Origin of the sequence: Nocardia altamirensis NBRC 108246 (genome assembly GCF_001612685.1) — a bacterium.
GTDB lineage: Bacteria > Actinomycetota > Actinomycetes > Mycobacteriales > Mycobacteriaceae > Nocardia > Nocardia altamirensis.
Genome location: NZ_BDAY01000024.1, coordinates 51,059 through 76,788, shown reverse-complemented (window position 1 = coordinate 76,788; position 25,730 = coordinate 51,059). Strand labels below are relative to the sequence as shown.

General features: G+C 66.6%; 24 protein-coding genes. 17 read left to right on the top strand and 7 right to left on the bottom strand.

Annotated elements, in window-relative coordinates:
* The first annotated feature begins 21 nt into the window (after nt 1–21).
* Complete coding sequence (locus NA11_RS15725) at nt 22–858, top strand: class I SAM-dependent methyltransferase (RefSeq protein WP_069162627.1); 837 nt, start codon at nt 22–24, stop codon at nt 856–858.
* Nucleotides 855–2,663, top strand: a complete 1,809-nt coding sequence (locus NA11_RS15720; protein ID WP_069162626.1) for a choline/carnitine O-acyltransferase — start codon at nt 855–857, stop codon at nt 2,661–2,663. Before NA11_RS15725 ends, NA11_RS15720 begins: the two co-directional genes overlap by 4 nt.
* A gap of 5 nt (nt 2,664–2,668) precedes the next feature.
* Here NA11_RS15720 and NA11_RS15715 read toward each other — a convergent pair whose 3' ends face one another.
* Nucleotides 2,669–3,646 (bottom strand): NAD(P)H-dependent flavin oxidoreductase, encoded by a 978-nt coding sequence (locus NA11_RS15715; RefSeq protein ID WP_069162625.1) that lies wholly within the window; start codon nt 3,644–3,646, stop codon nt 2,669–2,671.
* Nucleotides 3,647–3,731: 85 nt separating this feature from the next.
* On the opposite strand from NA11_RS15715, the gene NA11_RS15710 reads away from it, so the two are divergent.
* Together NA11_RS15710 and hisG are read left to right on the top strand one after the other, a co-directional pair.
* Entirely contained in the window at nt 3,732–4,013 is a 282-nt protein-coding gene (locus tag NA11_RS15710; RefSeq protein WP_501193643.1) for a phosphoribosyl-ATP diphosphatase, read from the top strand.
* A gap of 45 nt (nt 4,014–4,058) precedes the next feature.
* Nucleotides 4,059–4,910: an ATP phosphoribosyltransferase gene (gene hisG / locus NA11_RS15705; protein ID WP_069162623.1), complete on the top strand. Its 852-nt coding sequence runs from the start codon at nt 4,059–4,061 to the stop codon at nt 4,908–4,910.
* Between the two features lie 24 nt (nt 4,911–4,934).
* On the opposite strand, the gene NA11_RS15700 is transcribed toward hisG, so the two are convergent.
* Entirely contained in the window at nt 4,935–5,366 is a 432-nt protein-coding gene (locus tag NA11_RS15700) for a TetR family transcriptional regulator C-terminal domain-containing protein (protein ID WP_069162622.1), read from the bottom strand.
* A 74-nt stretch (nt 5,367–5,440) separates the two neighbouring features.
* On the opposite strand from NA11_RS15700, the gene NA11_RS15695 reads away from it, so the two are divergent.
* The 4 genes from NA11_RS15695 (at nt 5,441) to NA11_RS15685 (ending at nt 9,471) form a co-directional block, all read left to right on the top strand.
* On the top strand, nt 5,441–7,489 hold the full coding sequence (locus tag NA11_RS15695) for a CocE/NonD family hydrolase (RefSeq protein WP_084654648.1): 2,049 nt from the start codon (nt 5,441–5,443) through the stop codon (nt 7,487–7,489).
* A gap of 232 nt (nt 7,490–7,721) precedes the next feature.
* Nucleotides 7,722–7,856: a hypothetical protein gene (locus NA11_RS47050; RefSeq protein ID WP_281196907.1), complete on the top strand. Its 135-nt coding sequence runs from the start codon at nt 7,722–7,724 to the stop codon at nt 7,854–7,856.
* Nucleotides 7,856–9,097 carry a YeiH family protein gene (locus tag NA11_RS15690; RefSeq protein ID WP_245745897.1) on the top strand — a complete coding sequence of 414 codons (1,242 nt, stop codon included), beginning with the start codon at nt 7,856–7,858 and terminating at the stop codon, nt 9,095–9,097. The genes NA11_RS47050 and NA11_RS15690 overlap by 1 nt, the downstream gene beginning before the upstream one ends.
* A gap of 137 nt (nt 9,098–9,234) precedes the next feature.
* The gene (locus tag NA11_RS15685) at nt 9,235–9,471 is read left to right on the top strand and encodes a hypothetical protein (protein WP_069162620.1); all 237 of its coding nucleotides are present in this window, start codon (nt 9,235–9,237) and stop codon (nt 9,469–9,471) included.
* Nucleotides 9,472–9,587: 116 nt separating this feature from the next.
* On the opposite strand, the gene NA11_RS15680 is transcribed toward NA11_RS15685, so the two are convergent.
* The gene (locus NA11_RS15680) at nt 9,588–10,499 is read right to left on the bottom strand and encodes a RecB family exonuclease (RefSeq protein WP_084654650.1); all 912 of its coding nucleotides are present in this window, start codon (nt 10,497–10,499) and stop codon (nt 9,588–9,590) included.
* A gap of 113 nt (nt 10,500–10,612) precedes the next feature.
* Here NA11_RS15680 and NA11_RS15675 point away from each other — a divergent pair, with 113 nt between their 5' ends.
* Complete coding sequence (locus tag NA11_RS15675) at nt 10,613–11,446, top strand: tRNA (adenine-N1)-methyltransferase (RefSeq protein WP_069162618.1); 834 nt, start codon at nt 10,613–10,615, stop codon at nt 11,444–11,446.
* 57 nt (nt 11,447–11,503) lie between these two features.
* Here NA11_RS15675 and NA11_RS15670 read toward each other — a convergent pair whose 3' ends face one another.
* Complete coding sequence (locus tag NA11_RS15670) at nt 11,504–12,025, bottom strand: WKL family lipoprotein (RefSeq protein WP_069162617.1); 522 nt, start codon at nt 12,023–12,025, stop codon at nt 11,504–11,506.
* A gap of 179 nt (nt 12,026–12,204) precedes the next feature.
* Here NA11_RS15670 and arc point away from each other — a divergent pair, with 179 nt between their 5' ends.
* The 4 genes from arc to NA11_RS15650 all read left to right on the top strand — a co-directional run bounded on the left by arc (nt 12,205) and on the right by NA11_RS15650 (nt 17,576).
* Entirely contained in the window at nt 12,205–13,965 is a 1,761-nt protein-coding gene (gene arc, locus NA11_RS15665) for a proteasome ATPase (protein ID WP_069162647.1), read from the top strand.
* A 137-nt stretch (nt 13,966–14,102) separates the two neighbouring features.
* On the top strand, nt 14,103–15,311 hold the full coding sequence (locus tag NA11_RS15660) for a Fic family protein (protein WP_069162616.1): 1,209 nt from the start codon (nt 14,103–14,105) through the stop codon (nt 15,309–15,311).
* Nucleotides 15,312–15,427: 116 nt separating this feature from the next.
* Nucleotides 15,428–16,066, top strand: coding sequence for a TetR/AcrR family transcriptional regulator (locus NA11_RS15655; protein ID WP_069162615.1), 639 nt, complete (start codon nt 15,428–15,430; stop codon nt 16,064–16,066).
* Nucleotides 16,059–17,576 (top strand): glycosyltransferase family 39 protein, encoded by a 1,518-nt coding sequence (locus NA11_RS15650; RefSeq protein WP_218023309.1) that lies wholly within the window; start codon nt 16,059–16,061, stop codon nt 17,574–17,576. The genes NA11_RS15655 and NA11_RS15650 overlap by 8 nt, the downstream gene beginning before the upstream one ends.
* Nucleotides 17,577–17,688: 112 nt before the next feature.
* On the opposite strand, the gene arsM is transcribed toward NA11_RS15650, so the two are convergent.
* A complete protein-coding gene (gene arsM, locus NA11_RS15645) occupies nt 17,689–18,501 on the bottom strand; it encodes an arsenite methyltransferase (protein ID WP_069162614.1) in 813 nt (270 codons plus the stop codon).
* A 107-nt stretch (nt 18,502–18,608) separates the two neighbouring features.
* Between arsM and NA11_RS15640 the strand changes: the two genes are divergently transcribed.
* From NA11_RS15640 to NA11_RS15625, 4 genes are all read left to right on the top strand, one after another.
* Nucleotides 18,609–18,986, top strand: a complete 378-nt coding sequence (locus NA11_RS15640; RefSeq protein ID WP_069162613.1) for a metalloregulator ArsR/SmtB family transcription factor — start codon at nt 18,609–18,611, stop codon at nt 18,984–18,986.
* Nucleotides 18,987–19,093: 107 nt separating this feature from the next.
* The gene (locus NA11_RS15635) at nt 19,094–19,828 is read left to right on the top strand and encodes a class I SAM-dependent methyltransferase (RefSeq protein ID WP_069162645.1); all 735 of its coding nucleotides are present in this window, start codon (nt 19,094–19,096) and stop codon (nt 19,826–19,828) included.
* 67 nt (nt 19,829–19,895) lie between these two features.
* Complete coding sequence (locus NA11_RS15630; protein ID WP_069162612.1) at nt 19,896–21,005, top strand: ThiF family adenylyltransferase; 1,110 nt, start codon at nt 19,896–19,898, stop codon at nt 21,003–21,005.
* A 232-nt stretch (nt 21,006–21,237) separates the two neighbouring features.
* Nucleotides 21,238–23,175 carry a CocE/NonD family hydrolase gene (locus tag NA11_RS15625; RefSeq protein ID WP_084654647.1) on the top strand — a complete coding sequence of 646 codons (1,938 nt, stop codon included), beginning with the start codon at nt 21,238–21,240 and terminating at the stop codon, nt 23,173–23,175.
* A gap of 120 nt (nt 23,176–23,295) precedes the next feature.
* Here the strand turns inward: NA11_RS15625 and NA11_RS15620 are convergent, their stop codons facing one another.
* Both NA11_RS15620 and NA11_RS15615 read right to left on the bottom strand, forming a co-directional pair.
* Nucleotides 23,296–24,024: a peptidylprolyl isomerase gene (locus NA11_RS15620; RefSeq protein WP_245745895.1), complete on the bottom strand. Its 729-nt coding sequence runs from the start codon at nt 24,022–24,024 to the stop codon at nt 23,296–23,298.
* Nucleotides 24,025–24,322: 298 nt separating this feature from the next.
* Entirely contained in the window at nt 24,323–25,720 is a 1,398-nt protein-coding gene (locus NA11_RS15615; RefSeq protein ID WP_069162611.1) for an aminotransferase-like domain-containing protein, read from the bottom strand.
* Nucleotides 25,721–25,730: the final 10 nt, after the last annotated feature.

The following is a 25,730-nucleotide window of genomic DNA, read 5'->3' as shown; positions in this document are numbered from 1 at the left end:
CTCGACCCGAGAGGAACGACTGTGGCAGTGCCGTTACACACGACCGGGAAAGCCTCCTTCGACGACATCTACGACCGTCCCGATCCGCGCGACTACTACGCCAGAATGTCCGACCTCGACTACCGGATCCCGGAGCTGGCGAAACCGGTCTTCCAGCAACAGATTCGGGAATACCGCGCCTCGGCGCGGGTCGACACCCCGACGGTGCTCGACCTCGGCTGCTCCTACGGCGTCAACGCGGCGTTGCTGCGGTTGGACGCCACCATGTCCGAACTCGCCGAGCACTACAGCACGGCGAAGGACGACCGGACGGCGCTCGTCGCCGCCGACCGTGCGCTCCTCGGCACCAGGGACACGCTGCCCGACGTGCGCTTCCTCGGCATGGACGCCTCCGCGCCCGCGCTCGCCTACGCACGGGAAACCGGGCTGCTGCACGACACGGTGCACGCCGATCTCGAGTCCGGTGAACCGACCGACGAGCAGCGCGCTATCCTCGCCTCCGCCGACATCGTCATCTCCACCGGCTGCGTCGGCTATGTCACCGAGAAGACCCTGGCTCGGGTCGCCACCGCACACCCGCGGCGGCGGCCGTGGATGGCACACTTCGTGCTGCGCATGTTCGACTTCATGCCGATCGCCGCGGAACTCGCTGCGCTCGGCTACCGCACCGAACGGGCGCCAGGACTGTTCGAACAGCGCAGGTTCGCCTCCGCCGCCGAGCAGACCCAGGTGCTGAACACCCTGTCCGCCAATGGAATAGACACAACCGATCGGGAAACCGAAGGCTGGCTCTACGCTGGTCTCTATCTCTCCCGACCGTTGCCGAAGCCGCACGCCGACACCGAGGATCAGCATTGACCGAACGCACCTTCGCCGCTGAAGACCACCTGCCCCGGGTGCCGCTGCCGACGCTGGAGGCCAGCTGCGACCGGTTTCTAGAGTGGTGCGCGCCGCTGCTCAGCGCCGAACAACTCGCCGAGACCGAGGCGGCGGTCGCCGACCTGCTGCGCGCGGACGGGCCTGGCCGCACACTGCACGCGGCGCTGGCCGAATACGACGCAACCCCGGGGGTCGGCAGCTGGCTCGACCAGTTCTGGCCGTCGCGCTATCTGGGCAGGCGGGACCGGATCGCGTTGAACGCCAACTTCTTCTTCCTCTTCCGCGACGACACCCCGCTTGCCGCGTCCACGGGGGCGACGCAGGTGGATCGCGCGGCCGGAATCATCTCGGCGGCAGTGGATTACAAGCTGGCGCTGGACGTCGAGGCGATTCCGCCGGTGACCCAGCGTGGGCAGCAGCTCTCGATGTGGCAGAACAAGTACCTGTTCTCGGAGACCCGCATTCCCGGCGACCCGCAGGACGGGGTCCGGGTGCCTTACACCGACGAATGGCCGGGGCCGTCGCAAGCCCGGCACGTCGTGGTGTTCTTCCGCGGCAGCATCTTCCGGATGGATGTGCTCGGTCCCGATGGCGCGCCGTACTCCCTCGACGATCTCACCTGCGGGCTGCGCGAGGTGCTGAAGGCCGGTGCGCGCACGAACCGAACCGATTCCGCGGTGGGACATCTCACCACCAAGGCGCGCGCCGAATGGGCGGCCAACCGGCAGGAGCTGCTCGCCGATCCGGTCAACGCGGCCGCGCTCGACACGATCGAGACCGCGCTGTTCTGTGTCTGTCTGGAGGATTTCGCGCCGCGCGACGAACAGCACGCGTGTGATCAGCTGCTGCACGGCGACAGCGGCAACCGCTGGTTCGACAAGTCGGTGTCGTTCATCGTCTTCGAGGACGGTCAGGCCGGCATCAACGTCGAGCACTGCGGGCTGGACGGCACCACCATCCTGTCCTTCGTGGATACGCTGCTCGAGACGCCCGCGGCCGAGCACGCCGCACGCTCCGGAGCACAGGCCCAGGGGCTGCCTGCGGTCGAGCTGATCGACTTCTTCCTCGATGCCGCCCAGCGCGACGACATTGCCGCCGCCGGTGCGGATTTCGCCAGGTATGCCGCCGACAATGCCACGCAGACAGTGTCTTTCGCCGACTTCGGGACCGGCCGCGCCAAGCAGCTCGGCATCTCACCGGATGCGTTCGCGCAGTTGAGTTATCAGCTGGCCCACCGGCGCAGCAAGGGAATCACCGGCGCCACCTACGAATCCATCGCCACCCGTCAGTACCGCAACGGGCGCACCGAGGCGATGCGGGTGGTCACCCCGGAGATGGTGGCCTTCGTCGACGCGATGCAGGATCCGTCGGTCGATCAGGAGACCAAGCTCGCCGCCGCACGCGGCGCGGCCACCGCGCACGTCAGCCGGGCCAAGCAGTGCCAAGCGGGTGACGCACCCGAGCAGCACCTGTGGGAGCTGCAGTGGATCCAGCGCCGCCGGGGCGCGGAACTCGGTGTCACCGAACCGATTCCGCTGTACGATAGCCCAGGCTGGCTGATCATGCGCGACGACTACCTGAGCACCAGCTCGGCGCCGTCGGTCAACATCCGCTACTTCGGTTTCGGCTCGACCAGTCCGACCTGCATCGGCGTCGCCTACGTCCTGCTCCCGGACCGCTGGAACCTCTACCTCGCCACCCCGACCACGGTCGCCGACCAGATGCACGAGTTCGCGGTGCACCTCCGCACGGCAGTCGCCGACCTGGAGGCGCTGCTCTCCTAAACGGCTCAGCCTTCGATGTGGCGTTGCAGGCTGGCGCGGGCCAGGGCGCTGTCGGCCTCGGCGATGATGCGGGTGACGAGGTCGGCGGCGTTGTCGATCGTGGTGATGAAATCGACGCCCTCGCCTGCCCAGACCGGGAGCGCCGCCGGGTCGCCGTGTTCGACCTCGGCCATGAAGCGCTGTTGGGCCGCAGTGTCGGCGCGCAGATCGTCTTCGCGATCGTGCCAGCGATCGAAGAACGAATTGCGCAGCATGCGTGCGGTGTAGCGGGCCGGCCACGGGGAGTGCCGTGCGATGTCGTACACCCGGTTGCGGGTGGTGTCGTCGCCGCTGGCGGCGACGATCGCCTTCGCTTCCTCGGGCGCGACCAGCGCCTCGTGCGTCGCCTGGAATCGGGTGCCGATCAGCGCGCCCGCCGCACCGAGCGTGATCGCGGCCGCCAGCCCACGCCCGTCGGCGATGCCGCCCGCCGCAAGCACCGGCGTCGTCGGCGCGAGATCGGCCACCGCGGGCACCATCGTCATGGTCGACCGGCCGCCGCCGCCGTGACCGCCTGCCTCGCCGCCCTGCGCGACGATCACCTCCGCGCCGACGTCGACTGCCCTGCGCGCTTCCTCGAGGTCGGTGACCTGAACCATGAGGGTTGCTCCGGCGGTGCGGACCGCCTCGACGAAGGGGCTCGGGTCGCCGAACGACAGCAGAATCGCGCTCGGCCGGTACCTGTCGAGCACCCATTCGACCGTCTCGAGTTCCACCGCCCAGGACAGGAATCCGACGCCCCACGGGGCCCGCGCGGTCGCCGAGAGGATCGACAACTGCGGCGTCAGCCACTCGCGATCGCCGCCGCCTGCGCCGAGGAAACCGAGCCCACCGGCGTTCGACACGGCGGCGGCGAGCGCACCACCGGCCACACCACCCATGGGGGCCAACGCAATCGGATGACGCAATGAGAACAATTCGGTCAACGCTGTGCGGAAAGGCATGGCACCATCATGCTCCCGCCGCGGCGGGCGGCCGAGGGGCCGCCGCGCCCCCGATCGGGCCGGAGCAACGGTCCCGCACACCGGTCTGAAACAATGGTTCATCGTGAAGAACTTCGAAACCCTGTTCGCTGAGCTGCAGGATCGTGCGGTGACCCGCCCCGAGGGGTCAGGAACCGTGGCCGCGCTGGACGCCGGCGTGCATTTCCAGGGTAAGAAGGTGCTCGAGGAGGCCGGCGAGATTTGGCTGGCCGCCGAGCACGAGAGCGACGAGGCGCTCGCCGAGGAGATCTCGCAGCTGCTGTACTGGGTTCAGGTGCTGATGGTGGGTCGTGGGCTGAAGCTCGAAGACGTGTACCGGCATCTGTGACGGCCGTCTTACTCCGCAGTTTCTCCTCGTGAAAGGAACCACCCCATGCTGCGCGTCGCAGTTCCCAACAAAGGCGCCCTGTCCGAAGCCGCCACCTCCATCCTGGCCGAGGCGGGCTATCGCAAGCGCACCGACGCCCGCGATCTGACCGTCCTCGATCCGGCCAACCAGGTCGAGTTCTTCTTCCTGCGGCCCAAGGACATCGCCATCTACGTCGGGTCCGGTGAGCTCGACCTCGGCATCACCGGCCGCGATCTCGCGCTCGATTCCGGTGCGCCGGTGAGCGAGCGTCTCGGTCTCGGCTTCGGCCGCTCCACCTTCCGCTATGCCGCCCCGGCCGGGCAGGACTGGAAGGTCGACGACCTCTACGACAAGCGCATCGCCACCTCCTACCCGAACCTGGTGCTCAGCGATTTGCAGCGCCGCGGCATCGAGGCGGAGGTGATTCGCCTGGACGGTGCGGTCGAGATCTCCATTCAGCTCGGCGTCGCCGACGCGATCGCCGATGTGGTCGGCTCCGGGCGCACCCTGCGCCAGCACAATCTGGTGGCCTTCGGCGAATCGCTGTGTGATTCGGAGGGCGTGCTGATCGAACGCACCGGCTCCGATCAGCACGAGCGGACCCGCAACCAACTCATCGCGCGCATCCAGGGCGTCGTGTTCGGCCAGCAGTACATCATGCTGGACTACGACTGCCCGAAGGAGCTGCTGCAGCAGGCGGTGGCGATCACGCCGGGCCTGGAGTCGCCGACGATCTCCCCGCTGGCCGACGACAACTGGGTCGCGATCCGCGCGATGGTGCCGCGCAAGCAGGGCAACGAGGTGATGGACCAGCTCGCCGAGCTCGGCGCCAAGGCCATCCTGGCCTTCGACATTCGCTCCTGCCGCGCGTTCTGAGCCGGGCTGCCGCCACCGCGCCCGTCAGTCGCGGCGCGGTGGCGGATCAGCCGACTCGATCTCGGTCGAGAACGAAAGAACCACGCGCAGAAAGAGATCGGTGCGACGTTCCCGATTCGCCGGGTTGTCGGGTTCCATCACGCATTGGGTCATCGTGCCGTCGTGGATCGCGGCGATGGCCCGCCCGAGCGCGTCGCGATCGGTCACCTGCCGACCGGCACGCGCGAGCATGACCTCGATCATCGGCAGCAACGCGTCGGCGATGTCCTGCTCCCTGGCGACCATGATCTGGCGCAACTCCGGCTTGCGCACCGCGTACGCGGTGAACTCCAGGCTGATGCCGAACCACTTGTCGTCCAACGGAACCGCGCTCAGCAGGCGGTCGACCGCCTGGCGGATGTCGCTGATCTCCTCGACGAGTTCGTGTTCGAGGATCGAGGTCACCTCGGCGAGCATCTGGGCCGATCGTTCGCCGTCACGTTCTGGGACAGTCGTGACTGCGCTCACTACATCCAGGTGGAGGGGATTCTGTGGCGAGGAACGGATTACGCCGCTGGCTGCGCTGCGTGCAACTGGTGTTACATGTCGTGGTTGTCGCGGGACTGGTGACAGCGCCGGTCGCACCCGCGGCGCCCGATGGCGGCGCCCGCGGCGCGCAGTGGCTGGCCGACTACGAGTCGGCACCGAAATATCCTGCGGTACACATTGATTGGGATGTGCCCATCACGATGAGCGATGGCACCGTGCTGAAAGGCAACGTCTATCGCCCGGCCGACGGCAACGGCCCGATCACCGAACAGCTGCCGACCATCGTCAACATCACCCCGTACACCAAGCTGATGCAGAACTTGGTCGACTCCGCGATCGCCATGCCGGTGCTGTACGACGTGCTCACCCAGCTGGCGCGGATGATCGACCTGACGGCGTTCGGATTCGGCACACTGTCTGATGCGCTGCAGACCGTTCCCGCCGGGATGGGCCGCATCTTCGCAGGCGTCGATCGCAAACTCATTCAGAGCGGCTACACCATGGTGGTGGTCGACGCCAGGGGAACCGGCTTCTCCCAAGGCACTTGGGATGTGTTCGGCCCGCAGGAGCAGCAGGATGCCCGCGAGATCACCGAGTGGGCTGGCAGCCAGCCGTGGTCGACCGGCAAGGTCGGCATGACCGGTGTCTCGTACTCCGGGATCAACCAGTTGCATGCGGCGCAGCAGGGTTCGTCGAAGTTGGCGGCGATCGTGCCGGTCGATCCTGGCAACGACTTGGCCCGCGACATCATCGACACCGGTGGTGCCTTCGGTCTCGGCTTCCTCGCGCCGTGGCTCGTCGCGGTCAACGCCGCAAAGTTCGTTCCCGACCTGGTCTCGATCTTTTCCGGCAAGTTCGACTGGAAGTGGTTGCAGGACCGGGTGGACAGCCCGCTGGTCATGGCGGACGTGCTGTTCGGCTATCTGTTCAGCTTGAAGCCCGAGCTGATTCCGCCGGTCACCAAAGACATGCTCGACCCGGCCAAGGCGCGGTTCCAGGCGTGGTCGGGTGGCGTCGACAACATCAAGACGCCGACGCTCATGGTCGGCAGCTGGTACGACCTGTTCGCCAATTCGGAAGTCAAGGCGTTCAACAAGATTCCGCTGCCGCCCGAGCAGAAGAAGCTGATCATGGGCAACGGCTACCATGCCACGCCGCTCGGCCGCAACGGCGAGCCGGGCAAGCCGCCGCGGCTGGATGTGCTGCAGCGCGCCTGGTTCGACAAGTGGCTCAAGGGCATCGACAACGGCATCGACGAGTACGACCCGTACACGCTTTGGCAGCAGGGCGGCGGCTGGACCAGCACCGATCAGTTCCCGCGCCGGGAGGCCGAGTACCGGAGGATGTATCTGTCCGCGGCGCCGAGCGGGACCACCGCGCCGGTCCCGGTCGCGCACGATGGCAGCCTGACCTCGCAGGTGCCGGGGGACACCCAGCGGCTCACCGTCGCCCCCGGCCTCGCCACGCTGTGTTCCCGTGACGCGGCCCAGATCACCGCGGGTGCGGTGGCCATGCTCGAACTCTGTGGGAGTGACAGCCGGGTCGCCGAGATCAGCGCACTCACCTTCACGAGTACTCCGGTGACCGAACCGACGCTGATCTCGGGTCCGATCGCGATGCACCTGAACACGGTGCACGAGACCAGGGACGGGTACTGGAACGTGTCGGTGAACGACGTTGCGCCCGACGGTCGTTCGACGGCGATCAGTTCCGGGCAGCTGGTGTCGTCGTTCCGCACGGTCGACGAGTCGCGGGCGACGCGTTCGGCCAACGGCGACTACACCGATCCGTATCTGACGCTGTCCCTTGCGGATCGGCTGCCGACCGTGCCCGGGGAGCCGACCACGTTGGACATCAGCATGCTCGCCACCGACGCGGTACTGCAGCCGGGGCATCGGTTGCGGGTCGACATCTACGCGAGCAACTTCCCGCGTGGCATGCCGATGGGCATCAGCCTGGCCGACGGGCAGCTCGCACCCCAGCACCTGCAGCTCGATCCCAACGCGCCGAGCTGGGTGAACATCCCGGTGGGTGGAAACCCGCGCTGGTAGCCACCGGGCGAGGCTCGGCGTGCCAACGGCCGAAGGGGGTGGCACGCCGAGCCGTCCGGGTAATCGACGAAGGGCGTTCGTCATGACCTACGAAAGGCGTTGGTCGTGACCGATGATCGCCGTCTGGTTTGTCGTGTATGCGTGAATAATTCACGCTGAATACAACCGGTGTGCTGGTGACCGGGCGTTGCTACCGTGCGGCCTCTGGATGAGGAACGCAAGGAGCACGCCCGTGTCACAGACATCGCCCGACGAACGGTCGGGGAGCATATTCGCCTGGAACGAGGACTGGCTGGCGGCGATCGTCGGGCTCGCGCTGATCGCCTTGGTTCTGGTCGGCGCGATCCCGGATTGGCTGGTGCCGTGATGCCGGACACCGAAGATCGGAACGGCACCGCGCCAACGGAATCCGACGCGGACGGCGGGGTGGTCACCGCGGCGAAGGCTGAACCGGGCACCGATGCAGCCAGCGGAATCATTACGCCTGAAACCGCAGTCACCTCGGAAACGGCGGCGCTGCAAGCGGTCTCGCGTCCGACGGTGGGCGCGATCGTGGCCGGTATCGCGGTGGTCCTCGTGCTCGGCGCGTTGACCCGCTACTTCGATACCCATGTGCCGCAATGGGCGAAGGGCACCCCGTTCCAGCGGGTGGCCAAGTCGATCGAATTCCCGGTGTACGCCATCGCGATCGGCTTGATCGGCAACGTCGTCCTCGCCAAACTGTCGCTGCGCGACCGGCTCTCGGCCGGATTCCGCACCGAGTTCTTCATCAAGACCGGCGTGGTGCTGCTCGGCGCATCGATCAACCTGAAGATCCTGGTGACCGCGGCAGGTCCGTCGATCCTGCAGGCGCTGCTGCTGATCACCGCGGTGTTCGGCTTCACCTGGTGGCTCGGCGGGCGGCTCGGGCTCGACGACAAACTGCGGGCACTGCTGTCGTCTGCGGTGTCCATCTGCGGCGTCAGCGCGGCCATCGCGGCGGCAGGCGCGGTGCAGGCGCGGCGCGAGCAGATCGCCTACGCGGCCTCGCTGGTGATCATCTTCGCGCTGCCGTCGATCTTCGTCTTGCCTTGGCTCGCCGAGGCTTTCGGGCTGTCCGACGCGGTCGCGGGCGCCTGGATCGGCGGCAACATCGACACCACGGCGGCGGTCGCGGCGTCCGGTGCGATCGCGGGGGAGAAGGCACTGCAGATTGCGACCATCGTGAAGACCACGCAGAACGCGTTGATCGGCATCGTCGCGATCGCGCTCACCGCGTACTTCACCGTGAAGGTGGAACGCAGCAAGGGTGCGGCGCTGCCGTCGCTGCGACAGCTCTGGGAGCGGTTCCCGAAGTTCGTCCTCGGCTTCATCGCGGCCTCGGTGATCGGCACGCTGTATCTGCAGTCGGCCGACAAGAAGTCCGGCGCCGCGCACATCGCGATCGTCAACGACCTGCGTACCTGGTTCCTGATCCTCGCGTTCGTCTCGATCGGGCTGGAATTCTCGTTGCGCGGGCTGCGGGAGGCCGGGTGGCGGCCGATCGTGGTGTTCGGCTCGGCCGTGGTGGTGAACCTGGTTGTCGGGCTTGGCCTTTCGGTCCTGCTGTTCCGCAACTTCACCGTCTGACGGGGTGCGCACGGAATCGGCGACGATTCCGTGCGCACGTCCTGACCTGGGGTTTGTGTGATATGCCCACCGTCGGAAGCCGCCAATTCAGCGCGTCTTCATGAAAACTTCACGATGGATCCGCAACACTGTGCGGTGTGTCGGGCGAAGTACACAACGAGAACGTCGAGGCCGAGCTGTTGGCCTCGACACTGACGTACGGGAGGACGTCGATGCAGACGAAGGCCGAACGAGCAGACCTATGGCCCCGCTTCAGGAACGTGCTGCTGGTGGCGGGTGACGTACTCGGGGTCGTGGTGCTGATCGTGGTGGTCGCCCTCATCGGCACCCATGGCACGTCATTGGACTTCTTGACGGCGATGATCGGACGCTGAGCGGGTCGCCGACTGTCGGCATCCGTGCCGTCGCTCGAATCGGTGGCAGTGCCCGACGATCGGGCTCGACCTACTCCGCGCCTGCGTCGGGCCAGCGTCTCAACAATCGGGCTTGCCTACTCGGCGACCGCGTCGGCCAGCGTCTCGTCCGGCGATTCCCCGATGCCGCCGTCCGGCCAGCCGGGATACGGCGGTGGCGTGCCGCCGAATTCCGGGCACAGGTGCTGGTAGTCGCAGTACGCGCAGAGCCAGCTTCGGCTCGGCTGGAATTCACCGGTGCGGCCTGCCTCCATGATGGCCTGCCACAGCGCGGACAACGTGCGTTCGAAGCGGAGCAGTTCCTCCTCGTCCGGCGCGTAGGTGAGGATCTGCTCGTCGGCCAGATAGATCAGCCGCAGCTGGGCAGGGACGATGCCGCGGGTGCGCAGCACGACGAGCGCATAGAACTTGAGCTGGAACAGCGCCCTGGTCTCCTGGGTGGGTCCGGGAGCGCGGCCGGTCTTGTAGTCGACAACGCGCAACTGCCCGGTGGGCGCCACATCGATCCGATCGACGAAGCCGCGCAACAGAACTCCGCCGTCCAGCTCGACCTCCACCCGCGCCTCGCGCGACTCCGGTTCGAAGCGCGTCGGATCCTCCAGCCGGTAATACGCCTCGACCAGCGTGCGCACCTCGCCGAGGAAGCCGTCGAGCTCCGCGTCGGTGATCAGCTCGGTCACCTCGGGGCGCTCGCCCGACACCCTGGCCCAGGCGGGCAGCACCAGAGTCTGTGCCCGCTCCGGCTGCCGCTCGGCCGCAGGCAGTCCGTACAGGTCTTCCAGCACCGCGTGCACCACCGTGCCGCGCACCGCGATCCGGGTCGGCGCCTCCGGAATCCGATCGATCGCCCGATATCGGTACTTGAGTGGGCACTGCTTGAAATCCATTGCCCGCGAAGGGGACAACGCCGGCCTCGACCGGCTCGCCACCGCATCGGGATCGGGCGGCGGCGAGCCGTCGGCAGGGGGCGTGGACACGGGCGAGGACATACCTGGCAGGCTATCCGGCGGCACCGACACGCCGATGCGCAACCGACCCGCGGTATCGAGCAGGCGCGGCGCCCCTATCACTCGAGCATTGCTCTACCAGCGAACGGAGATTCATGACGGCCAGGCGGACCGGTCCATTCACCCTCGGTGACCGGGTACAGCTGACCGATGCCAAAGGGCGCCTGTACACGGTGGTCTTGGAGGAGGGCAAGGAGTTCCACACGCATCGCGGCGGGATCAAACACGACAGTTTGATCGGCGCCGACGAAGGCAGCGTGGTGCAGTCCACCAACGGCACGCCCTATTTGGCCTTGCGCCCGTTGCTGATCGACTATGTGCTGTCGATGCCGCGCGGCGCAGCGGTGATCTACCCGAAGGATGCCGCGCAGATCGTGCACGAGGGTGACATGTTCCCCGGCGCGCGGGTGCTGGAGGCAGGCGCGGGGTCCGGCGCGCTGACGTGTTCACTGTTGCGTGCCGTCGGGCCGCAAGGCGAGGTCGTTTCGTACGAAATTCGCGAGGATCATGCCGAACACGCGATTCGGAATGTCGAGACGTTCTATGGCGAACGGCCGGCAAACTGGTCGCTGACGGTCGGCGATGTGGCCGACTACGCAGGCGAGCCGGTCGACCGTGCGGTGCTGGACATGCTCGCGCCGTGGGATGCGCTCCCCGCGGTGGCGAAGGCGCTGGTCCCCGGCGGCGTGCTCATCGTGTATGTGGCGACGGTCACGCAGTTGTCGAAAGTCGTGGAGGCGCTGCGGGAACAGGAATGCTGGACCGAGCCGCGCTCCTGGGAGTCGATGGTGCGTGGGTGGCACGTGGTCGGTCTCGCGGTGCGTCCCGAGCACCGGATGCAAGGCCATACGGCCTTCCTGGTGAGCGCACGGCGGCTGGCCGAGGGCACGGTGACCCCCAAGCCGCAGCGGCGGCCGTCGAAGGGCTGACAGCCAGGCCGAGGGTGCCCGCAACCACCCTCGGCCACCGCCTGGATCAGCCTGGCATCAGGCGGGCAGGCAAGGCGCCTGCGCGAAGCCGAGCAGTGCGCAGCCGCTCAGGTCCGAGAGCTTCCAGGTGCCGCCGACGTTCTCCCAGGTGAGCGGGATGGCAGGGGAGGTGCCGTGCGGGGAGGTGATGGTCACCTGTGCGCTGGCCGATGTGCCCTGTGTTGTGATGTCGGCCACTCCGTAGGTCAGGGTGCCGTAGCCTGCCAATGCCTTGTTCATCTGATCGATGTTCGCGGTGCGCTTTTCACCGTCGACGATGAGCTTGGTCTTCTCCGCGGTGGGTACTGCGGGGTCGGACAATTTGACCAAGACGGACTGCAGTGCCTCGGCGGTCGGCGCGCCCGCTGTGGCGCTCGCGCTGGTGGTCGGTGCGGCACTCGAGGTCGTCACGCTGGAGGAAGAGACCTTGGCGTCGGATTTGTTGTCATCGGAGCTACAGCCGGCGAGGCCTACGGTAACGGTGAGGGCGGCGGCAGCGGTAGCCAGGGAAACGCGGAGAATTCTGGCGGGAAGGAGCATAGTCAGCAACCTTTCGGCTCGGTCGGCGAGCTGGCTCACCGAGTGCGGGTTAGGGCAGGCTAACATGGTCACCCGGCGGTCGATCGCAGCCCAGATGTGATCACGACGAAACCATGTCGGAAAGCGAGAACGGTTCGCGCCCGGTAGCGTTGATAGACCGGGACTGGGAGGAGCAGCACATGAGCCCCATCGAGAATTCGGATTCGGCGGCCTGGAGAGAGCTCGAGGCAGTACGCGCCGAGGCGGCTGCACTCCGAAGGCAACTCGCCGATTCGCCGGATCGCGCACGGGAATTGGAAGCCCGCATCGATTCGCTGACCATTCGCAACACGAAGCTGATGGACACACTCAAGGAAGCGCGGCAGCAGCTGGTCGCCTTGCGCGAGGAAGTCGATCGGCTCGGTCAGCCACCGAGCGGATACGGGATTCTGATCGGTGTCTACGACGATCAGACGGTCGACGTGTTCACATCGGGTCGCAAGATGCGGTTGACGTGTTCGCCGAACATCGAGACCTCGACCCTCGAATACGGCCAGACCGTCCGCCTCAACGAGGCGCTCACGGTGGTCGAGGCAGGCGTCTACGACGCCGTCGGTGAGATCGGCACGCTGCGCGAGATCCTCGACGACGGTCGCCGGGCGTTGGTCGTCGGTCACGCCGACGAGGAACGCGTCGTCTGGTTGGCAGGCCCGCTGGCCAAGGTCGCCGAATACGACGACATGGAGGACCCCGACTCCCCGATTCGCAAGCTGCGTCCCGGCGATTCGCTGCTGGTGGACACCAAGGCCGGTTTCGCGTTCGAGCGGATCCCCAAGGCCGAGGTCGAAGACCTTGTGCTGGAAGAGGTTCCGGACGTCGACTACACCGATATCGGTGGCCTCGGCAGGCAGATCGAGCAGATCAGGGACGCGGTGGAACTGCCGTTCCTGCACAAGGATCTGTTCCGCGAGTACGCGCTGCGCCCACCCAAGGGTGTGCTGCTGTACGGCCCGCCCGGCTGCGGTAAGACGCTCATCGCCAAGGCGGTGGCGAACTCGCTGGCCAAGAAGATCGCCGAAGCGCGTGGTGAGGATGCCAAGGAAGCCAAGTCGTTCTTCCTGAACATCAAAGGCCCCGAGCTGCTCAACAAGTTCGTCGGTGAGACCGAGCGCCACATTCGGATCATCTTCCAGCGGGCTCGGGAGAAGGCGTCCGAGGGCACCCCGGTGATCGTGTTCTTCGACGAGATGGATTCCATCTTCCGCACCCGTGGTTCGGGCGTGTCCTCCGACGTGGAGACCACGGTCGTGCCGCAGCTGCTTTCGGAGATCGACGGTGTCGAGGGACTCGAGAACGTCATCGTGATCGGTGCGTCCAACCGCGAGGACATGATCGACCCCGCGATCCTGCGGCCGGGCCGCCTGGACGTGAAGATCAAGATCGAGCGGCCCGACGCGGAATCGGCACAGGACATCTTCTCGAAGTACCTGGTCGACACCCTGCCGCTGCATGCCGACGACGTCGCCGAGTTCGGTGGCGACAAGGCGGCCTGCATCCGCGCGATGATCGAACGGGTCGTCGACCGGATGTACGCCGAGAGCGAGGACAACCGCTTCCTGGAGGTCACCTATGCCAACGGTGACAAGGAAGTCCTGTACTTCAAGGACTTCAACTCCGGCGCCATGATCCAGAACATCGTGGACCGCTCCAAGAAGTACGCCATCAAGGCCGTCCTCGACACCGGCAACCCCGGCCTGCGCATCCAGCATCTCTACGATTCGATCGTTGACGAGTTCTCCGAGAACGAGGACCTGCCCAACACCACGAATCCCGATGACTGGGCTCGCATCTCGGGCAAGAAGGGCGAACGGATCGTCTACATCCGCACCCTGGTCACCGGCAAGAACGCCAGCGCAAGCCGGGCGATCGACACCGAGTCGAACACGGGTCAGTACCTGTAAGTTCACCCGAAAAGGGCCGCGCTTTCTTCGAGAGCGCGGCCTTTCGCTATCCACACCGAGGGCGCCGACCGAAATAAGGTTAAGTAAGCCCGCCCCTTACTCAACTTTAAGGCCCTAAGGTTTGTTAGCCTCCGGGGATGGGCAACGATCAGGTGAGTTCCCGGTGGCCGGCCGTCGAGTACGAGGAGCGCCCGTGGTCCGTCCGCGAGGCTTACTCGTCGCGGACGCAGTTGCGCAAGCATTCCGGGCCCTACCGGGCCGCGGTGTTGCCGTCGATCGCCGAGATCTCGGTCCCGCTGCCGGTGGACCTGTTGACCGAGGTCGAGGAAGCCGGGCGTGGGCTTGCCCGTTTCGACGCTCACGTGTCGAGTGAACTGGGCTGCGAGCTAGGGCCAATGAGTGCCATATTGCTGCGCACGGAGAGTGCGGCGTCGTCCCAGATCGAGAATCTCACTGTTGGCGCCAAGCAGTTGGCACTTGCGGAACTCGGCGAACATGCGAACCGCAACGCCGTGATCGTCACTGGAAATGTGCGGTCCATGGAAGCCGCAGTCGACCTGAGCCGTGCCGTCGATGGGCAGACGCTGCTGGCCATGCATCGCGAGTTGCTCGCTGAATCGGATCCGGAGCACGCGGGTCGGTGGCGGGAGGAACAGGTGTGGATCGGGGGTCGCGACATCGGACCGCACCTCGCCGAGTTCGTTCCGCCGCACCATGCTCGGGTTCCGGCCGCGATCGATGACCTGATCGGATTCGTGCGCAGAGATGACATTCCGGCACTTGCACACATCGCGATCGCGCACGCCCAATTCGAGACCATCCACCCGTTCACCGATGGGAACGGCCGCACCGGACGCGCGCTCGTCCACGCGATGTTGAGCGGAAAGGGACTGACCCAGCACGTGACGGTTCCGATCTCGGCGGGCCTCCTGGTGCGCACGAACCGCTACTTCGACGCATTGACCAGGTACCGGGCGGGAGATGTGGAGGCGATCGTCCGGCAGTTCGTCGACGCGACGTTCTACGCCATCGACAGTGGGTCGAAGCTAGTTGCGCAACTGCGTGCCGTGCGCGAGTCGTATCGCGAAAAAACCAGTGCGCGTAGCGATTCTGTGGTCTGGCGGATCATCGATGCACTGGTCGCGCAGCCGGTCGTCAACACGGCCTTCGTGACCGGGAAGTTCGACATCAGTGGTGTAGCAGCGCAGCGGGCCATCGATCGCCTGGTGGATAGTGGCGTCCTGCGCGACGCGTCGAAGCGATCGCGCAACCGGGTGTGGCAGGCCGACGAGATTCTGGGCGTGCTCGATGATTTCGCGGGTGGGATTCGTCGAGTACGTGGGTGAGCAGGTATCAGCCGATTAGCGGCCGCGCTTCCGTTGGGAGCGCGGCCTTTTTGCTGTTCACGCACCTGGGACTGGGCGAACCGGGCTTGGTTGGCTGGGTGTGTTAATATTTGGCCGTGCGGTCAGGAAATGGTCTGGATGGTCAGCGGGGGTCGTTTATCGAGCAGGCGCGGCGGCGGCAGATCATCGGGGCTGCGGTGGAGGTGATCTCCGAGGTCGGGTATGGGAGTGCGTCGTTGGCGCGGATTGCCGAGCGGGCCGGGATCTCGAAGGGGGTGATCTCGTATCACTTTGCGGGCAAGGACGACCTGATGGAGCAGGTGGTGATCCAGCTGTATGTGATGGGGGCCGAGCAGATCGGGCCTGCGGTGGCGGCCGCTGACGGAGCGCGAGACATGTTGCTGGCCTACATCGGATCGAACCTGGACTTCATCGCGGCGAACACGAAGCACATCGCCGCGCTCACCGATGTGGTGCTGAATCTGCGGGGCGCGGACGGTAAGCATCGGTTCGCCACCGCGGAGGGCGAGCAGGAGATCATGGCGCCGCTGATCGAGATCATGTGCGCGGGACAGGATTCCGGCGAATTCGGCGACGAGTTCGATCCGGTGTCGATGGCGAAGACCATTCGCGACGTGATCGACGGCGCTGCCGGGCGGGCGACCCGGGAACGGGATTTCGATATGGATGGCTACTCGGCGCACGTGCGCCGAGTGATCGACGTGGCGACACGCAAGGTGGGGAACGATGACTGATCTGATGAAAACGCAAGTACCGCAAGAGGATATCTCGGAGCGACCGCCGTTCGCGGTCGTCGGAGTAGGCGTCGTCGCGGTTCTTTCGGCGATCGCGCTGTTGGCCTCGGTGGGGCGCTACGGATTCTTCGGCGATGAAATGTATTTCGTCGCCGCGGGACGCAGGCTCGCCGTCAGCTATGCCGATCAGGGGCCGGTGCTGCCTGCGATCGCCCGGCTGATGGATCTGCTTGCCCCGGGATCCATGGTCGCTCTGCGGATTCCGGCGGTGCTGGTCACGGTGGCCGCGGTGGTGATCAGCGCGCAGATCGCCAGGGAGTTCGGCGGGTCGCGCCGCGCGCAGGTGCTCACCGCCATCGCCTACGCGACGTCCCCGTTCCTGCTGGTGCAGGGAGTTCTGTTGGCCACCAACACGATCGACACCGCGCTGTGGGTGCTGATCAGCTGGTTGCTCATCCGCTGGGTGCGGACCCGCAACGATCTGCTGCTACTCGGCGCTGCGCTGGCTACGGCGGTGGACATGCAGGTCAAATGGCTGATCCCGTTCTTCTGGATCGCGGTCGCGATCGGCGTGCTGTGCTTCGGGCCGCGAGAGTTGTTGCGCCGCCCCGCATTGTGGGCCGGTGCCGCGCTGGTCTTCCTGGTGACCCTGCCGAGCCTGATCTGGCAGGCGAGCCACGACTGGCCGCAGCTGCGGCTCGGCGCGGTGGTCGCGGAGGAGCAGGCGCTCATCGGCGGTCGCTACACCTGGCTGCCCCTGGCCATCATCCTCGCCGGGCTGCTCGGCGGCGCACTGCTGATCTACGGAATCGTGACGCTGTTCCGCTGGGAACCTTTGCGCCCCTACCGGTTTCTCGCTCCGCTTCCGTTGTTGCTCGCCGTGGCCTTCCTCGTCACCGACGGCAGGCCGTACTACGCGGCGGGCTGCTACGCCGCGATCATGGCGGCGGGCGCCGTACGCTGGACCGACGCGTCGGTGCGCTGGCGCACCTATCTCACGATCCCGGTGATCGTGCTTTCGGTGGCGATCGTGCTGTTCTCGCTGCCGTGGCGCCCCGAATCCGACATCGCTCCCGCCAAGGACGAGAACGAGGTCGGCTTGGCCCTCGACGTCTACGGCAAGTTCGGCTGGCCTGAGCTCGCCGAATCCACCGCGACCGCCTACCGGGCGATTCCGGAATCCGAGCGGGCCGGCGTCGTCATCGTCGCCGACTCCTATTGGCAGGCAGGCGCACTCGACATGTTCCGCGAAAAGTACGGCCTGCCCGCCGTTTACAGCCCGAACCGCGGCTTCGGTTACTTCGGCGCCCCGCCCGACTCCGCAACCACTGTGCTGTGGGTAGGCGGCAAGGAGTCCGACGTCCGACCGCTCTTCGGTTCGATGACCCCCATCGGCCGAGCCGACGCCACCCTCGGCTTCCCCGGCGTCACCCGAGACGTCACCATCTGGCGTTGCGACCGACCCGTCAACCCCTGGTCGACAACCTGGTCGTCCTTGTTGCGCTTGTGAACTCGACCGAACTGGAGAAGCGACCGAGTGGGACGTGGCGATGAGTGGGGCCCGGCGTCGAGTGAGGCCCGGTGACGAGGGCGATTCGGCGCCGGGTGATCCGAGTCCGGTCCTACGCGCAGCAAGCCGGTCCGCTACGCGGAGTCGCGGTGTCCTCGGCGCTGCGCTGCTCGACCGGCTTGACGGCCTGCACGATCGCCGAGTGCATCCCGTCGGCCACCGAATGGGTCGGCGTGATCTCGATATCGGTGAATCCGGCTGCGGTCAGTCCCGCCCGATATTCGGCGAACGACAGTGCGCCCGCGATACACCCGACGTAGTCGCCGCGCTCGCCGCGCTGCTCAGCGGACAGGGTGTCCTCGGCGACGACGTCGGAGATCCCGATGCGCCCGCCGGGGACCAGTACGCGGGCCATCTCGGCGAACACGGCCGGCTTGTCGACCGACAGGTTGATCACGCAGTTCGAGATGACAACGTCGATGCTGTTGGCGGGCAACGGGATCGACTCGATCGTGCCCTTCAGGAATTCCACGTTCGTCGCTTCGGCTTTGGCGGCGTTCGCCTGTGCCAGTGCCAGCATTTCGTCGGTCATGTCGACCCCGAATGCCTTGCCGGTCGGCCCTACTCGGCGCGCGGACAGCAGCACGTCGATGCCGCCTCCTGAACCAAGGTCGAGCACTCGTTCACCTTCACGGAGTTCTGCGACAGCGGTCGGATTGCCGCAGCCGAGCGAAGCGGCAGTGGCCGCGATCGGGAGCTGGTCACGGTCGGCGGTGCGGTACAGGCTCGCACCGAAGTTCGCGTCGATCGCGACAGCCCCGCTGCCGCAGCAATCGTTCGCGACGCCACCGTCGGCGACGGCGGTCGCGGCCTGGGCATACCGGGCTCGCACGGTCTCCCTGAGTTCGCTCTGCTGATCTGTCATGACACACCCCTAGCTGAATATCCGGTCCGGCGATGCCCCGACCGGGTTGTATCGATGAATGTCGATACAGCTTGCGCCGTTGAATCGACATCTGTCAATATAGATAAGTGTCGAAACACGAACTGCCGGTGGTCGCGTCCACGAACGCCTGCTGCGCACCGACGCTGACCGCGCCGCTGAGCCACGATGCCGCGGTCGAGCTGGCCGCCGCGTTCAAGGCGCTGGCCGACCCGGTCCGGTTGCGGCTGCTGTCGCTGATCGCCTCCCGTCCGGGGGAGGAGGTCTGCGTGTGCGAACTGACCCCGCAGTTCGAGCAGTCCCAGCCCACCATCTCCCACCACCTCAAGGTGCTGCGCGAAGCGGGCCTCATCGACTGCGAACGCCGCGGCACCTGGGTCTACTACTGGGCGATACCGCAAGTCCTGCACCAACTTTCCGCAGCCATGGGCCCCGCGGGCGCCGAATCTGTCAGCGCGCAGGTATGAGCCGCCGCTGACGCGGCCGATGCATCCAGCGAATGCTTATCGCTACCAACACGATCGGGCTGGAAAATCGGTCGCGGTCGGACGATCGCCGCTGCCATGCTTCGATCATGGTCGACAAGCTGTTCACCGATTTCCGGCTCGCCGCGTGGTACGACCGCTTGCATCCGTGGGACGCGCGTAGCGATTTCGAGTTCTACCTGCCGATGGTGCTTGCCGCGGAATCGGTGCTCGACGTGGGGTGCGGGACGGGTGCGCTGCTGCACCGGGCCAGGGAGTCCGGCCACGTCGGCCGCCTATGCGGACTGGATCCGGCCCCGGGGATGCTCGAGGTGGCGCGGGCCCGTGACGACATCGAGTGGGTACTGGGCGACGCCAGTGCCGCGCGGGGGCAGTTCGATCTCGTGGTCATGACCGGACATGCGTTTCAGGTTCTGGTCGAGGACGACGAGCTGCGGGCCGCGTTGGCGGCGATCGCGGCGACGCTGACCGCGACCGGTCGCTTCGTCTTCGAGACCCGCAATCCGCTTGTGCGGGAATGGGAGACGTGGGATCGGCGGTACTCGGGGGAGGTGACGGATGAGACTGGCGCGGTGGTGCGCAGCGTCTGCGAGGTCGCAGAGCCGGTCCGCGGTGATCTGGTGTCGTTCACGCACACGTTCACCAGCGCTGGCTGGGAACCGGAGGTCAGTCATTCGACGCTGCGGTTCCTTGGGACGGGGGCATTGTCTGCCTTTCTGTCCGAGGCGGGATTGGTCGTCGCGGAACAGTTCGGGAACTGGGATCGCACGCCGTTAACGGATGCCAGTCCGGAGATCATCACCAGTGCGCGGCGCTCTGGATGAGATTCGCCCCCGCTTGCGGCAGGTTCGCCGTTATCATTGACTGAGTCAACGATTGGCGGGAGCTGGTATGGCCTCGTTTCAGAGTGGTCGGGTGGCGCGGCGAAACCCGGTGGACTTGGCGGGTTTTCGCGCAGCGTTGGACGCGCCGCCGGGGTGGGCGGCCGTGCTTGTCGCGGTAGCGGATGGTGCCGAGTTCGCCGAGATGTGCCGGGAGCACCGCGTCGAGGTGTTGGACACCGTGGCGGGGCAGGTCGCTGAGCTGGCGCGGATTCGGCTCCCAGGGGAGGGGCAGGAGCAGTTCATCGCCGAGACGCTGGCCGGCGCTGGGGATTTGGCGACCTATGGGTGTTGGGCGTACCTGCCGTGGGCGCGGCGGGTGGTGCACGTGTTGGGGGCGGACGACTTCTTCGACGTGCTCACAGATCGCAATCAAGACAAGATCACTCGGGCTGAGCAACAGGTCCTGCGCGGGAAATGCGTTGGGGTGCTCGGGCTGTCGGTGGGCGGGGAAGCCGCGGTGACGTTGGCGCAGGAACATTTGTGCGGGCACATCGTGCTGGCGGATTTCGATGAGCTGGATCTGTCGAATCTCAATCGGCTCAACGCGAGTGTGGCCGATCTCGGGGTGCCGAAGGTGTGGATCGTGGCGCGGCGGATCGCTGAGATCGATCCGTATCTGCGCGTGACCGTCTTCGATCACGGGGTGACGGCGGAGAATGCCGACGCGTTTCTCGAAGGGCTCGATCTGCTTGTCGAGGAGTGCGACGATCTGCCGACCAAGTACGACATGCGGACGCGGGCCAAGGCGCGCGGGCTCGATGTCGTGTACGCGGCTGACGAGCGCGGGTTTCTGAGCGTGGAACCGTATCGGACCGAGCCGGCGTTGCCGGTCTTTCACGGGCTGGTCGACGGGCGTCCGGCGCGGCGGGCCGAGTTCGCCTCGACGGCAGAGTTTTTGCGGTCGCTCACCGAATGGCTCGGCGGCTGGGGGAGCGTTTCGAGTCGTTCGCGGCAGTCTGTCGAGCGAGTCGGCCGGTCACTGTCCGGCTATCCGCAGCTGGCCAGCGAGGCACGGTTCGCGGCGGGGCAGGTGGGGCACGTGGCGCGGCGATTGCTGCTCGGCGAGCGGGTCGCGCCGTTCCACGATCATGTCGACTTGGCCGAGTTGGTCCCGTAGCGGATCTCGGCACCGCACGGCGCAGAGCCGCCCCTATTGTGTCGGAATCACGGGAACTGTTGCAGTGCAACGCTATTCGTGCCGGTAGAATTGCGGACCAACTCTGCGAAATTCATCGGATCTCTGATCTTGCACTGGTAAGATCAGCGCGACGGAGGCGTTCTCGAAGCTGTGCACTCCGAATCCCTGGTTGCGCCTCTGCGGGAGGTGGATCACCTTGTCCGGATATCGCATGGGTGTCGGGCGTTTGCTCACCGCGGCGTTGTGCGTCGGGATTCTGGTCGGGGGATGTACCTCCGGAACCGACACCGACAAGACCGCGAGCACGCAGACCGCCGCACCGACGGAGACGGGCCAATGGCCACCGACGTCCGGGCGGGGTAAGTGTGCCGTCGACAAGGAAACCGACGTCCCAGGGACGATGCGGGACGGGACGATCCTGCGCGCCGACGTCTATCGCCCGAAGACCAGTGATCCGGTGCCGGTGATCCTGATGCGCACGCAATACGGGAAATCCGCTGCGCAGGTACAACCCTCGCGCTACCAGACACCGGACTGGTTCGCCTCCCAGTGCTACCTGGTGGTGATCCAGGATATTCGCGGCGTCGGCCGGTCGGAGGGCACCTTCACCGAGTTCGACAACGACCTGAAGGACGGCTACGACTCGGTCGAGTGGGCGGCCCAATTGCCGGGCACCAACGGCAAAGTGGGCATGTACGGCTCGTCGTACATCGGCGCCACCCAGTGGCTCGCCGCCGTCGAGACCCCGCCGCACCTGACCACCATCGTGCCCGCCAACACCTCCTCGGACTACTACGACGGCTGGACCTATGAGGGCGGCGCGTTCCGGCTCGGTTTCGTCGAACCATGGGCGGTCAGCACCATCGCGCTCGAAGCGGCCAAGCAGCGCAACGACACCGCCACGGTCGACCAGATCAAGGCGGCGATGGCGAACTTCACCTCGTGGATGAATTTCCGTCCGTACAAAGACTTTCCGCCGCTGCAGCCAGGCAACCCTGCGGTCGCACCCTGGTACTTCGACTGGATCCGCAACTCCACCTACAACGACTACTGGAAGCGATGGAGCATCCGCGAGCGCTATCAGGACGTGAAGGTACCGGTGCTCGACATGCAGGGCTGGTACGACGCGTTCCTCGCGGGCGGCATCGAGAACTTCACCGGCATGGTCGACAAGGGCGGCACACCGGAGGCACGGCAGAACCAGCGGCTGGTGCTCGGCCCGTGGGACCACCTCGCCTGGGGTAGACCGACTTCGACGATCGCCCCGCTCCTCGACAAACTCGGGCCGGTCGGCGACAGCCCGATCAACGAGCTGATGCTGGCCTGGTATGACCACTTCCTCAAGGGCGTCGACAACGGCGTCGCGGGTGGCAAGCCGCGCGTCGACTACTACGTGATGGGCGCCAACCGGTGGAAGACCGCACCGAGTTGGCCGCTGCCGCAAACCCAGTGGAAGACATACTATTTCAACGGAAACGGGACCAATGGCGGGACCGGCCGCACCGGCAAGCTCGTCGAGCAGGCGCCGACCGGACCGGCCGATGTCGACCGCTACCTCTACGACCCCGAGGATCCGGCGCCGAGCGCGGGCGGCCACTCCTGCTGCGGCGTCGGCTCGACACCGCAGGGGCCGTTCGATCAGGCCGCGGTGGAACAAAGGTCGGACGTACTGACCTACGACACCGCACCTTTCACCACCGACACCGAACTCACCGGCCCGATCACGGTGCAGCTCTGGGCATCGTCGTCCGCCGTGGACACCGACTTCGTCGCGCGACTGGAAGTGCTCGGCCAGGACGGTTCGGCGATCAACCTCAACAACGGCATCATCCGGGCCGCCTTCCGTGATTCGCTCACCAACCCAACACATCTCGTGCCTGGTCAGCCCTACAAGTTCACCATCAAGATCTGGCCGACCAGCTACCTGTTCAAGGCAGGCGATCGCGTCCGCCTCGCCGTCTCCAGCAGCGACTACCCGCAGTACGCGCCGAACCCCAACACCGGAGAACCCTTCGGCGACAACGCCCGAACCCAACCCGCGACCCAAACCATCTACAAAGACGCGGAACACCCCTCCTCGGTGATCCTGCCCATCATCCCCTCCGGCGACACCGGCTCGACCACCTTCGACCTCACCCCGCACAAGTAGTGGTCGACGAGTGGCACACCACGGAGGGGCGCTCTCGGCGTTTGCCGCAGCCATGTGCCACTCGTGCGCCGGACACGACTGTGGCGGCGTCCACGGACGCCGCCACAGAGGGGATGAGTGTTAGTTGCGTGCGGTGGTGACTGCGTTGAGGACGACGTCGGCGGCGGGGGCGCCGTCGGAGCCACCGCCCTGCACGCCTGCGCTGCCGATCGAATCGAGGACGTCCTGGCCCGAGGTGACCTTGCCGAATGGTGTGTAGCTCGGCGGCAGCGGGCTGTCCTTGTAGACGAGGAAGAACTGGCTGCCGTTGGTGTTCGGGCCCGCGTTGGCCATCGCGACGGTGCCCGCAGGGTAGGTGGCGCCTGCGAGGTTCTCGTCGGGGATCTGGTAGCCGGGCCCGCCCGTGCCGGTCGCCGTTGGGTCACCGCACTGCAGGACGAAGATGCCCTGGGTGGTGACGCGGTGGCACTTGGTCAGGTCGAAGTAGTGCTTTTCGCTCAGGAAGACGAACGAGTTGACGGTTTCCGGCGCCCTGGAATCCAGGTTGATGGCGACCGCGCCGCAGTTGGTTTCGAGCGTCGCGGTGTATTGGGCGTTCGGGTCGGCGACGCGGTCCGGCGCAGGCCACGATTCGGTGGATGCCGTCTTCGCGGGCGCCTTCGGTGCGCCGCACTGTGCGGGCGCCTGCGTCCGCACGCTCCAGGTGTTCGCCGAGACGCCGCCGCTCGCGAACGCCGCCAGCGCCGCGGCAACCGCCGCCACGCCGACCACGCGTAGCACCCCACGCGGCACCCCGAGCCGCCAACCACGCCTGATGTCGAATTGCCGCCCTTGCACTTCGCTGCTCACCGCTAGGAATCTCCTTCACTCGGATTGCGCACCGGACGATGCCGTCGCGAATAATGCCATCTCGGCGGCCGAAGCGGGCCAGGACGGTGCGGATCGTACGAAAAACCAACGGGTGCGCCCGTTCGTCAGGACGCCAGCAGTCGCTCGCCGTACGCGCGTTGACATCCGCTCGCGGTGTGAGATGCGGTGAGTCGGTGTCTCGACTGACCGCACATCGCTGACACTCCGGCGACAGACCATCGTCGACGTTGATCAGCCGATCGGTGTGCGCGGACTCAGGCGGCAGTCGGTCGAACAGTCAGCCGCGTCGGATGCGGCGGTAGGTCGGAGCGGCGGTGGTCGCGGCGGCGAGTTCTGTGGTGAGCCAGTCGAGGTCCGCATCGGTCAGCGGGGAAATGGTGATCCGGAGATGGTCGGTCGGCGGATAGTCGCCGACCACGAACGGCCCGCCGGGCGCGGCCTTGATGCCTGCCGCCGCGAGGGAGATCATCGCGGCGTTCTCGTCGGCGACCGGCAGCCACAGATTGATGCCGTCGCCGCGCGCGACGGTGATGCCGCGCATCGCCAGTGCACGGCGGAGTTCGGCTGAGCGCCTGCGGTATTCGGCGCGAGCCGTGGTGACGGCGTGCACGGCGGTCTCGTCGTCGAGCATGCTCAGCAGGACGCGCTGGAGGAGTCTGCTGGTCCAGCCTGCGCCGAGCATGCGGCGTTCGATGACCGGATCGAGCAACTCGGCCGGGCCGCCGACGACGGCGAGCCGCAGATCGGCGCCGTGCGATTTGGAGTAGGAGCGGATGTGGACGGTGCGCCCGGGTAGTCGGCTGCCAAGGGAACGCAGTGGGGCGGCGGCGATTCCGGCGGAGTGGTCGTCCTCGATGATGAGCGTGTCGGCGCCGTGCAGCACATCGGACAGTTCCCGGATGCGCCGCGCAGTGAGCGAGACACCGGTGGGATTCTGGGCGCGTGGTTGCAGGATCAGGCAGCTGGCTTCGTGTTCGGTGACCGCGCGCGCGAGTTCCTCGGGCAGTAGCCCGGATTCGTCCATGCGCACCGGAACCGGGCGGGCGCCGAGCCGGGCCAGCAGGTCGAGAAACGGTGGGAAACACGGATCTTCGACGGCCACCGCATCGCCGAGCCGCACATGCGCGGACAGCATCCGGTCGACGGCGTCCAGCGCACCGTCGAGCACCGCGAGGCGTTCGGCACGAAACGGCCAGTCGACGCGCACTTTCGCGGCAAGCTCGGGCAGCACCGCCTCGCCGAGGTAGTCGGCGGCGAGGTCGTTCGCCTGGTTCCTGGTGAGGTCGCGCAGCGCGGCGCCGAGGTCGGGAAGCAGCTCAGGATCGGGCGTGCCGCGGGAGAGATCGATTCGAAAAGTGCTGCAGGACGGTGGATGCAGTCGCTGGTATCGACCGACGGCGGTAGTCGCCGGTGCGCCGACGAAGGTTCCCGCCCGCCCCCGCGCCACGATCGCACCGGCGGCGGCCAACGCCCGCCACGCCTGGTTCACCGTCGCAGGCGACACCTTCAATTCCCTGGCGACTTCGCGCACCGTTGGCAGCCGAGCCCCAGGCGCCAACGCCCCGGTACGAATCTGCCGACTGACCGCCGCGGCAATCCCCGCCGACGTCCGGTCCGCCAGGTCCGCGATGAACCACCCACCCGTAGCCTCTGCCCGCACCGGCTCGACGCTCACGCCCCCACCC

Coding starts and splice junctions, on each gene's coding strand:
- NA11_RS15650 (WP_218023309.1), top strand. CDS start 16,059: ATGACTGATCTGATGAAAACGCAAGTACCGCAAGAGGATATCTCGGAG.
- NA11_RS15625 (WP_084654647.1), top strand. CDS start 21,238: ATGGGTGTCGGGCGTTTGCTCACCGCGGCGTTGTGCGTCGGGATTCTG.
- NA11_RS15715 (WP_069162625.1), bottom strand. CDS start 3,646: ATGCCTTTCCGCACAGCGTTGACCGAATTGTTCTCATTGCGTCATCCG.
- NA11_RS15675 (WP_069162618.1), top strand. CDS start 10,613: ATGACGGCCAGGCGGACCGGTCCATTCACCCTCGGTGACCGGGTACAG.
- NA11_RS15660 (WP_069162616.1), top strand. CDS start 14,103: ATGGGCAACGATCAGGTGAGTTCCCGGTGGCCGGCCGTCGAGTACGAG.
- arsM (WP_069162614.1), bottom strand. CDS start 18,501: ATGACAGATCAGCAGAGCGAACTCAGGGAGACCGTGCGAGCCCGGTAT.
- hisG (WP_069162623.1), top strand. CDS start 4,059: ATGCTGCGCGTCGCAGTTCCCAACAAAGGCGCCCTGTCCGAAGCCGCC.
- NA11_RS15670 (WP_069162617.1), bottom strand. CDS start 12,025: ATGCTCCTTCCCGCCAGAATTCTCCGCGTTTCCCTGGCTACCGCTGCC.
- NA11_RS15680 (WP_084654650.1), bottom strand. CDS start 10,499: ATGTCCTCGCCCGTGTCCACGCCCCCTGCCGACGGCTCGCCGCCGCCC.
- NA11_RS15700 (WP_069162622.1), bottom strand. CDS start 5,366: ATGCTCGCCGAGGTGACCTCGATCCTCGAACACGAACTCGTCGAGGAG.
- NA11_RS15635 (WP_069162645.1), top strand. CDS start 19,094: ATGGTCGACAAGCTGTTCACCGATTTCCGGCTCGCCGCGTGGTACGAC.
- NA11_RS15630 (WP_069162612.1), top strand. CDS start 19,896: ATGGCCTCGTTTCAGAGTGGTCGGGTGGCGCGGCGAAACCCGGTGGAC.
- arc (WP_069162647.1), top strand. CDS start 12,205: ATGAGCCCCATCGAGAATTCGGATTCGGCGGCCTGGAGAGAGCTCGAG.
- NA11_RS15690 (WP_245745897.1), top strand. CDS start 7,856: ATGCCGGACACCGAAGATCGGAACGGCACCGCGCCAACGGAATCCGAC.